This is a genomic window from Xanthomonas populi, assembly GCF_002940065.1.
Classification (GTDB): domain Bacteria; phylum Pseudomonadota; class Gammaproteobacteria; order Xanthomonadales; family Xanthomonadaceae; genus Xanthomonas; species Xanthomonas populi.
Map to the genome: position 1 here is coordinate 20679 of NZ_MDEJ01000043.1, position 8672 is coordinate 29350.

Below are 8672 nucleotides of genomic sequence, written 5' to 3' on the forward strand. Positions count from 1 at the left end.
GAAATGCCCGGCACTGCCGGGCATTTCGCTTTTTGATCGGTGACTGCGCATGCCGGATCTGCGCGTGTGCACCAAGACGAATCGCAGTTAACTCACTTGCCGCATTGCAACAAAAATCCGAACTGCGCAGGACTAGAGTGACGGCGCTTCCTTCACTCAAGTTCGATGTCCAATGCCCACTTGCACCATCGCTGGTCAAACGCTGCACTACGCGCAACACGGTCAAGGTTTTCCGGTTCTGCTTGGCCATAGTTATCTCTGGGACGCGGCCATGTGGGAGCCGCAGATTCAAGCACTCTCCCAGCATTACCAGGTCATCGTTCCCGAGTTGTGGGGACATGGGCAATCGGCGGCGCTGCCGGCTGGCACGCAGACAGTTGGCGACCTTGCCGAGCAGATGCTGCGATTGCTGGATGCGTTGGAACTGCCGCAGTGCGCGCTGGTCGGTCTGTCGGTCGGTGGCATGTGGGGCGCAGAGCTTGCGTTGCTTGCGCCGGAGCGTGTGCGCAGCCTCGTGCTGATGGATACGTTTCTGGGTGCCGAGCCGCAGGCGACTCAGACGCGTTACTTCGGTTTGCTCAATGCGATCGAAGCGGCAGGGGAAATCACGCCTGCGTTGATCGAGGCGATTGTGCCGATCTTTTTCCGTCCCGGTATCGACCTGAGCGCTGCGTTGCCGGCTGCGTTTGCGCAGCGCCTGGCTGCGATGTCGGCCGAACAGTTGCGCGCATCGGTGGTGCCGTTGGGTCGGTTGATCTTCGGGCGTGCGGATCGGTTGGAGGCGTTGTCCGCGCTGAATCCGGCAAACACGTTCTTGCTGGGTGGCGAATACGATAGTCCGCGGCCGCCGGAAGAGCTATGGTTGATGGCCGAAGTGATCGGTTGCGATTACGAATTGGTGCCCGATGCCGGGCATATTGCGTCGTTGGAGAATCCTGCGTTCGTGACTGCGCAGTTGTTGGGTTGGTTGAAGCTTACGGTGGGGTGAGGCTTGAGTAGTCCGGGCATCACCTGACGGAGCTGTAAGCAATCAGCAATCAGCGCACTCCGCATATTGCCAGCAGTCGGCGCATCCCGAGCTCTGCCAATACGCCAAGCGCTATGCGCGGTCACGGCGACGCGAGCTGGCGCACGCGAGCACGCGCTAAGGCTGCGCGCCCAACCACGCTTCCAACGCCGCGGCCGGCAATGGCCGCGAGAACAGGTAGCCCTGCAGCACCTCGCAGCCAAGGTCGGCGAGAAACAAGCGCTGCGCTTCGTTTTCCACGCCTTCGGCGACGACGTGTTTGCGCAGATGTTCGCCGATGCGCAGCACTGAGGTAGTCAGTGCGCGTGCGTCTTCGCTGTGTTCGATGTCGCGCACGAAGCTCATGTCCAGCTTGAGTTCGTCGATCGGCAGTCGGTGCAGATGGCTCAGGCTGGAATAGCCGGTGCCGAAGTCGTCCAGCGACAACGAGATACCTGCTTCGCGGATCGCATGCAGGTTTTCCAGCACGCCGGGTTGCCCGGACAGCATCACGCTTTCGGTCATTTCCAGCGTGAGGTCGGAGGGCAGTACGCCCATGTCGGCGATCAGGCGCAGCAGGTCGCTGAGCATGCGCGGACTTTCGAAACTGCTGGCCGATAGATTCACCGACACGCGCGCCACCGGCACGCCGCGTTTGCGCCAATCGGCGACCTGCTGGCAGGCGCGGCGCAGGACCCAATCGTTGAGCTGCGGCATCATGTTTTGCTCTTCGGCGACGGGCAGAAAACGTGCCGGCGACACTGCGCCGAGCTGCGGATGATTCCAGCGCAGCAGCGCTTCCACGCCGTACAGCGCGTGCGGCGCGGCGCTGAGCAATTGCGGTTGATAGTGCAGTTGCAACTGGTCGCGGCCGATGGCCTGGCGCAACTCGGCTTCCAGCGCGACGCGCTCTTGCGCCATGCGATTCATGTCGGCGCTGAAGAAGCGGAAACGTCCGCCGCCTTCCTGCTTGGCGCGATTCATTGCCAGATCGGCATGCCGCAGCAGGATGTTGATGTCGCGCCCGTCTTCGGGAAACATCGCAACGCCAATACTGGCGGACGGGTGCACGGTCAGGCTGCCAACCGGCAGCGGCCCGGCGATGGTGCCGAGCAAACGCTCTGCCTTGGCGCTGGCCTGTTCGGCACTGCACTGCGGCAGCGCGAGTGCGAATTCGTCGCCGGCCAGGCGCGCCAGCATGGCGGTGGCGGTCAGTTGTTCGCCGATGCGCAATGCGATGTCGCGCAGCAGGCCATCGCCTGCTGCGTGGCCCTGGCTGTCGTTGATCAGCTTGAAGCGATCGATGTTGATGAACATCAACGCGGCCGGTTCGTTGGCGTATTCTGCTTGCGTCAGCGCCTGCTCGGCGCGGGCGCTGAACATGATGCGGTTGGGCAGGCCGGTCAGCGCGTCGTAAAACGCGAGTTGATGCACGCGCTGGCGGGTCTGTTCGCGTTCCAGCGCCAGCGTGCACAACTGTTGGCACAAATCGGTGAGCCGCACGTGCCAGGCATCGGCACGTTGCACCTTGCGGTAATACAGCGCGAAGGTGCCGAGCACGCGCGCGCTGTTGGAGCGGATCGGCGTGCTCCAGCAAGCGCGCAAGCCCATCGGCAACAGCAAGTCGCGAAACGATGCGAACAGCGGGTCGGTGGCGATGTCTTCCACCATGACCGCGCGGCCACGCCAGGCGGCGGTGCCGCAGGCGCCCGCACCAGGCGCGATCTTCAAACCGTTGACCGCGTCGGCGTATTCTGGCGGGAGGCTGGGGGCGGCCAGCGAATGCAGGCAGCCCTGATGGTCCGCACTCATCACCGTGGCCAGCACGTCGGGTGCGATGCGTTCGACCTCGGTGCAGATCAAGGTCATCACTTCGATCAGTGGGCGCTCCTGCACCAGCGCCTCCAGCACGAGGTGCTGCAGCACCTCGTGCATCTTGGTGTCGGTGATGTCGGTCAGCACCGCTACGTAATGCGAGGGGTTGTGCCTGACGTCGTAGATCGGATTGAAGTTGAGCGATATCCACAGCGGCGTGCCGTCCTTGCGATAGACCAGCAGGTCGGCCTGGGTCTGCTGCAGGGCCTGAGCGCGATCGCGGATGCGTGCCACTTCGTCCTGGTCGCTGTGCGCGCGAATGAGCACATCCGAAGGGCGCTTGCCGACCAGTTCGGATTCGGTATAACCGAACATGCGCTGGAAGCCGTCGTTTGCGTAGAGCAGACGCAATTGCATATCGCAGATCAGGATCGCACTGCTGCTGCCATCGAGCGCGTCGGCCAGCAGGCGTGAGCGCGTGGCATCTGGATGTTCGTCGGGGCGGACCATGCCGGCAGTGACTGGGCCGGCCTTGATCGACAACGCATTGAGAGCGCAAGCTTCTGTCGCGTTATCTACCGGTGTATCGGCAGTATCGACCGACGTGGTTCCCGGTGCGCCGGGAACCCCCGTTCGGTCGTCAGGAGACGGGGGCAGGGCGCTCATGCCGGATCAGCGCGCCTGTGCCGACAGCGCGATCAGACGCTCGGCAACGCGGTCCAGCGGGACCACTTCCTGCGCGGCACCGAGCTTGTACGCGGCGCCGGGCATGCCCCACACAACGCTGCTGGCTTCGTCCTGCACCAGCGTGGGCGCGCCGGCCTGCAGCATTTCCAGCAGGCCGCGTGCGCCGTCGTCGCCCATGCCGGTGAGGATGGCGCCGACCGCATTGGGGCCCGCGTTGGCGGCGACCGAGCGGAACAGCACGTCCACCGCCGGCTTGTGGCGATTGACCGGCGGGCCGTCGTCGATGCGGCAGCGCCAGCGGGCACCGTCGCGGATGATGCGCAGATGCTGGCCACCGGGCGGCAGATAGGCGTGGCCGGGCAGGATCGCTTCGCCATCGCTGGCTTCGCGCACCGACATGGCCGAGTGACGATTGAGGCGCTCGGCGAAGGCAGTGCTGAAGCTGGCCGGCAAGTGCTGCGTCATCACCACCGCCGGTGCATCGGCGGGCATGTGTCCGAGCACCACGCGCAGGGCTTCGGTGCCGCCGGCCGAGGCGCCGATGGCGATCAGGCGGTCGGTGGTGCGGAAGCGCAGGGCGCTGCCAGCCACCGGCGCGGACTGCATGTCCAAGGTGAGCTTGGGCGCGCTGGGGCGATTGAGCGCGCTGACCTTGGCCTTGGAGGCCATCTTGACCTTGCTGACGATTTCTTCGGCATAGTCTTCCAGCCCGCGTGCGACATCGATCTTGGGCTTGGAGATGAAATCCACCGCGCCCAGCGACAAGGCCTGCAAGGTGGTGTCGGCACCACGTTCGGTCAGCGATGAAATCATCACCACCGGGGTGGGTCGCAGGCGCATCAGGTTTTCCAGGAACACCAGGCCGTCCATGCGCGGCATTTCGACATCCAGCGTGATCACGTCCGGATTGAGGCGTTTGATCTTTTCGCGCGCCAGGATCGGGTCGGCGGCCGAGCCGATCACTTCGATGCCGGGGTCGCGCGACAGAATTTCGGTGAGCATCTGACGTACGACCGCCGAGTCGTCGACGATCAATACGCGTACAGGAGATTCCAGCGTCATTCGAACAACTCCACTCCACCGGTGACCGGTGCTTTGGACAGACGGGCGCGCACGGCCGATTCTGTAGCGGCGACTTCGGCTTCGTGTGCATGCGGCAACCGCTGCACGACCACGCGCCCGGTCGTCGGGAAGAACCACACCTTGCGCGGATGGATGCCGCATAGATCTTCGGCAATGATGGGAATGTGTTCGGCCTGCAGGTATTGGCGTACGAACTCGGCGTTGCGGGTGCCCACCGGGTTGCTGGTGAAGCCCTTGAGCACGTTGGCGCCACCGAAGACTTTGGCTTCGATCCGTTTGCGATGCGCGCCACGTTTGAGCATGTCGTTGATCAGCAACTCCATCGCATAACTGCCGTAACGCGCGGGTGCGCCGTCGCCGACCTGGCCTTCGGGCAACAGGAAGTGGTTCATGCCGCCGATCTTCAGCACCGGGTCGCGCAGACAGGCCGCTAAGCACGATCCCAAGGTGGTCGTCAACGCGGTGTCGTCGTCCACCACCAGGTATTGGGTGGGCAGCAGCTTGGCGGTGATGGTCTGGAACCGCGAGTCGCGGTAGCGCATGACATCGTCGACCTGCACGGCGGTACTCATGTCGCCGCTCCCGCGCGCGGCGCGCGCCGATACAGCGTGCGCCCGCACGGCTGGATCAGATCGGCTGCGTGCAGGTAGTTCTCCGAGTGCCCGGTGTAGAGCAGACCGTCGTCGCCCATGTGGCTGACCAGCCGCGACAGAATGCCGCGCTGGGTGGGCTTGTCGAAATAGATCATCACGTTGCGGCAGAACAGCGCTGCATAGGGGCCGCCGACGTCGTAACGCGGCGACAGCAGATTCAGCTGCTTGTATTCGATGAGTTGGCGCAGCGCGGGAATGACCCGGCATTTGCCTTCATTGGGGCCGCTGCCGCGCTGGAAGTACTTGCGCTTGATCGCGGCATCCAGCGAGGCGACGCGGTCGATGGCATAGACGCCGCGCGAAGCGGTTTCCAGCACCTGGGTGTCGACGTCGGTGGCGACGATACTCACCGGCGGGGTCAGCGTGCCGAAGGCTTCGCAGGCGGTGATGGCGATGGAGTATGGCTCCTCGCCGGTGGACGCTGCGCAGGACCAGGTGTTCAGCGGTGCCTGCGCGGCACGCTTTTGCAGTTCTTCGCGCAGCTTGTCGAAGTGGTGGGGCTCGCGGAAGAACGAGGTCAGGTTGGTGGTCAGCGCGTTGGTGAACGCCTGCCATTCTTCCTCGTCGTTGCCTGCTTCGAGTTGGTCGATGTAGTCGCGGAAGGAGCGCAGGCCGAGCACGCGCAGACGACGCGACAGCCGGCCATACACCATGTCGCGCTTGGCCGGAGCCAGGGCAATGCCGACACGCTGATAGATCAGGTCGCAAACGCGTTTGAAATCGCGGTCGCCAAAATCAAATTCGCGTGTGTCTGAAGCGGAAGTCGAAGTGGTCGTCATATCCGTACGCGTCGTTAGCTGGTATTGGGTATCGGCCATGTGGTCATGCAACTGAAGCGCCAATCTGCGTGGTGACAGGCGGTTGGGGTCGTTTGCCGGCCATGGCGCTGCGGCATTGCGCCGGCGGCAGGGGGATTGCGGCGCAGATGCGCGTCAAAACAGAGGGCAGAAGCACACCGCCCCGGCATGGCCGGGGCGGTGTGGGTGACAGCGGTGAATCAGAACTCTTGCCAGTGACCGACGGTCGGGGCGGCCTGTGGCTTGGCCTGTCGCGCCGGCGCGGCCGTTGCACGCGCAGCCGGCTTGGCAGCGGTCTTCGCTGCGACCGGACGTGAGGCAACCGCAACCGGGCGCAAGCGCGCGACCGGCGGGGCCGGCTCGTTCAGCTTGAACACCGAGACTGCTTCGGTCAGGTGACCGGCCTGCTCTTCCATCGAGCGTGCGGCGGCAGTGGCTTCTTCGACCAGGGCGGCATTGTGTTGGGTGGTTTCGTCCATCTGGGTGAAGGTCTGGTTGACCTGTTCGATCCCGGCCGATTGTTCCTGCGAAGCGGCGGAAATCTCGCCCATGATGTCGGTGACGCGCTGCAGGCTGGTCACGATGTCGGCCATGGTCGCGCCGGCCTTGCGCACCAGTGCCGAGCCTTCGGCGACCTTGTGCACGGAGTCGTCGATCAGTGCCTTGATCTCCTTGGCGGCACCGGCCGAGCGCTGTGCCAGCGTGCGCACTTCCGAGGCAACCACCGCAAAACCACGGCCCTGTTCGTCGGCACGTGCCGCTTCCACCGCCGCGTTCAAGGCCAGGATATTGGTCTGGAAGGCGATGCTGTCGATAACGCTGATGATGTCGGCGATCTTCTTGGACGAGGCTTCGATACCGGACATGGTGGCGACCACCTGCGAGACCACCTCACCGCCTTGCGAGGCGACACCGGTGGCGCCGATGGCAAGCTGGTTGGCCTGGCGGGCGCTTTCGGCGTTTTGCTTGACGGTGGAGGTGAGCTCCTCCATGGAGGCTGCGGTTTGTTCCAGATTGGCAGCCTGCTGCTCGGTGCGATGCGACAGGTCGCTGTTGCCCGAGGCGATTTCCCCGGCCGCCGAGTTGATCGCAGTGGAGGAGACCTGGATGCGCCCGACGATGTCGGCCAGCTGCTCGGCGGTGGCATTGGCATCGTCACGCATCTGCGCGAACACGCCGCTGAACTGGCCCTGCATGCGTACGGTCAGATCGCCATGCGACAGTGCACAGAGCAACGAGGAAATCTGCTCCAGGCTGGCGGCATTGGCATCCAGCAAGCCGTTGAGCTGCTGCGCCAGCTGCAGGAAGAAGCCCTGCTTGCCATCGGTTTCCACCCGTCCACTCATGTCGCCGCTGGCAGCGGCACGCACGATGCGGGCGACTTCTTCTTCGACCTGGACTTCGATGCTGCGGTCGCGCCACTCGCAGACATCGCCGGTGCTTTCGCCCTGCTCGTTCTTGATGACGGTGACGGTCTGCATCATCACAAACTCGCCGTAGCGCTCTTCGAAGCTGGTGATGCCGTCGCGTTCCAGCGCAGCAACGGCCTTGCGCACAGTCGTTTCGGGCAGGCCGAGATAACCGATGTGCTGACCGATGATCTTGCTGGCTTCAAAATCGGGCGAGGACAGACGGATGCTGCTTGCCGAATGCGTGAGCAGCTTCTGAAACGCCTCGTTGGCGTAGATCATGACCCGATCGGTGTCGGTGATGAAGGTGCCGGTGGAAGACTTGTCCAGCGCGGTGCGGATACGCAGGTTCTCGTCGGCGATTTTCTGGTCGCGTTCGATGCGTTCTCTCAGATCGCGCTGCATGCGCTGCATGGAGCGCATCAGTTCGCCCACTTCGTCCTGGCCCTGCACATTGATCTGGCCATCCAACTTGCCGCCAGCGATTTCGGTCGCAGTAGAGACGGCGCCGCGCATGCGGTTGACGATGGAACGTGCGAACACAAATACCAGACCCCGGCCGCCGACGATGCCTAGCAGCAATACCATCGTGGTCAAGCTGACCGAGGTGGCGTGGACCGTTTCAGCCTTGCTCTTGGCCGCCTGCGCCAGCTCGTTGTCTTCGGCAATCAATGCGGCCAGCGAATCCTTGGCGTTGTTGTGCAGGGTGCGGGTCTGCCCGACGAAGGTGTCGACGGCATCGTCGGGCAGATTCAGTTCGAGCATTTCGTTGACATTGGCGTAAGAGGCCGAGGCCTTTTCCCAGTCTGCCACGAAGCGCGCGAACCGCTTTTTCTGCTCCGGGCTTTCGATCAGGCGGGGATAGCCTTTGATCTTCGCTTCGATTTCGCCATCGAGCCGCTTGGCGCGGACCTTGCCTTCCTGTTTGACGGCGTCGCTGGCGCGCACCAGGTTTTGATAAGAAGCATTACGGTATTCGCCGAGCATGCCACGCAGTTCGCCTGCCACGCAGTAGTTTTGTTAGCAGCTCTAAGCGATGCCCCCTGCACCAGCATGATCAGTAGCACGATGCCGAATGCCAGCATGAGCTTGCGCATCAATTTCAGAGTGTTGATCCATTGCATTGACACGATTTCCCGATAGAAAGGAGCCTCTAAAAACCCCAGCAATCTGCCATCATTGACTTGACGCCCTGCCAGCGGAGAACGACAGACATGATCAG

General features: G+C 63.4%; 5 protein-coding genes and 1 pseudogene. 1 reads left to right on the forward strand and 5 read right to left on the reverse strand.

Annotation, left to right across the window (positions count from 1 at the left end; all coding sequences use genetic code 11):
* The first annotated feature begins 172 nt into the window (after nt 1-172).
* Complete coding sequence (locus XpopCFBP1817_RS09055; RefSeq protein WP_128416876.1) at nt 173-988, forward strand: alpha/beta fold hydrolase; 816 nt, start codon at nt 173-175, stop codon at nt 986-988.
* 156 nt (nt 989-1144) lie between these two features.
* Here the strand turns inward: XpopCFBP1817_RS09055 and XpopCFBP1817_RS09060 are convergent, their stop codons facing one another.
* The 5 genes and pseudogenes from XpopCFBP1817_RS09060 to XpopCFBP1817_RS09080 form a co-directional block, all read right to left on the reverse strand.
* Nucleotides 1145-3331 (reverse strand): sensor domain-containing protein, encoded by a 2187-nt coding sequence (locus tag XpopCFBP1817_RS09060; RefSeq protein WP_128416881.1) that lies wholly within the window; start codon nt 3329-3331, stop codon nt 1145-1147.
* A 162-nt stretch (nt 3332-3493) separates the two neighbouring features.
* Entirely contained in the window at nt 3494-4570 is a 1077-nt protein-coding gene (locus XpopCFBP1817_RS09065; protein ID WP_128416877.1) for a protein-glutamate methylesterase/protein-glutamine glutaminase, read from the reverse strand.
* Nucleotides 4567-5163, reverse strand: coding sequence for a chemoreceptor glutamine deamidase CheD (gene cheD / locus XpopCFBP1817_RS09070; protein ID WP_128416878.1), 597 nt, complete (start codon nt 5161-5163; stop codon nt 4567-4569). The genes XpopCFBP1817_RS09065 and cheD overlap by 4 nt, the downstream gene beginning before the upstream one ends.
* Nucleotides 5160-6062 carry a CheR family methyltransferase gene (locus XpopCFBP1817_RS09075; protein ID WP_128416879.1) on the reverse strand — a complete coding sequence of 301 codons (903 nt, stop codon included), beginning with the start codon at nt 6060-6062 and terminating at the stop codon, nt 5160-5162. The genes cheD and XpopCFBP1817_RS09075 overlap by 4 nt, the downstream gene beginning before the upstream one ends.
* Nucleotides 6063-6241: 179 nt before the next feature.
* A pseudogene (locus XpopCFBP1817_RS09080) lies at nt 6242-8574 on the reverse strand (methyl-accepting chemotaxis protein).
* Nucleotides 8575-8672 lie beyond the last annotated feature (98 nt).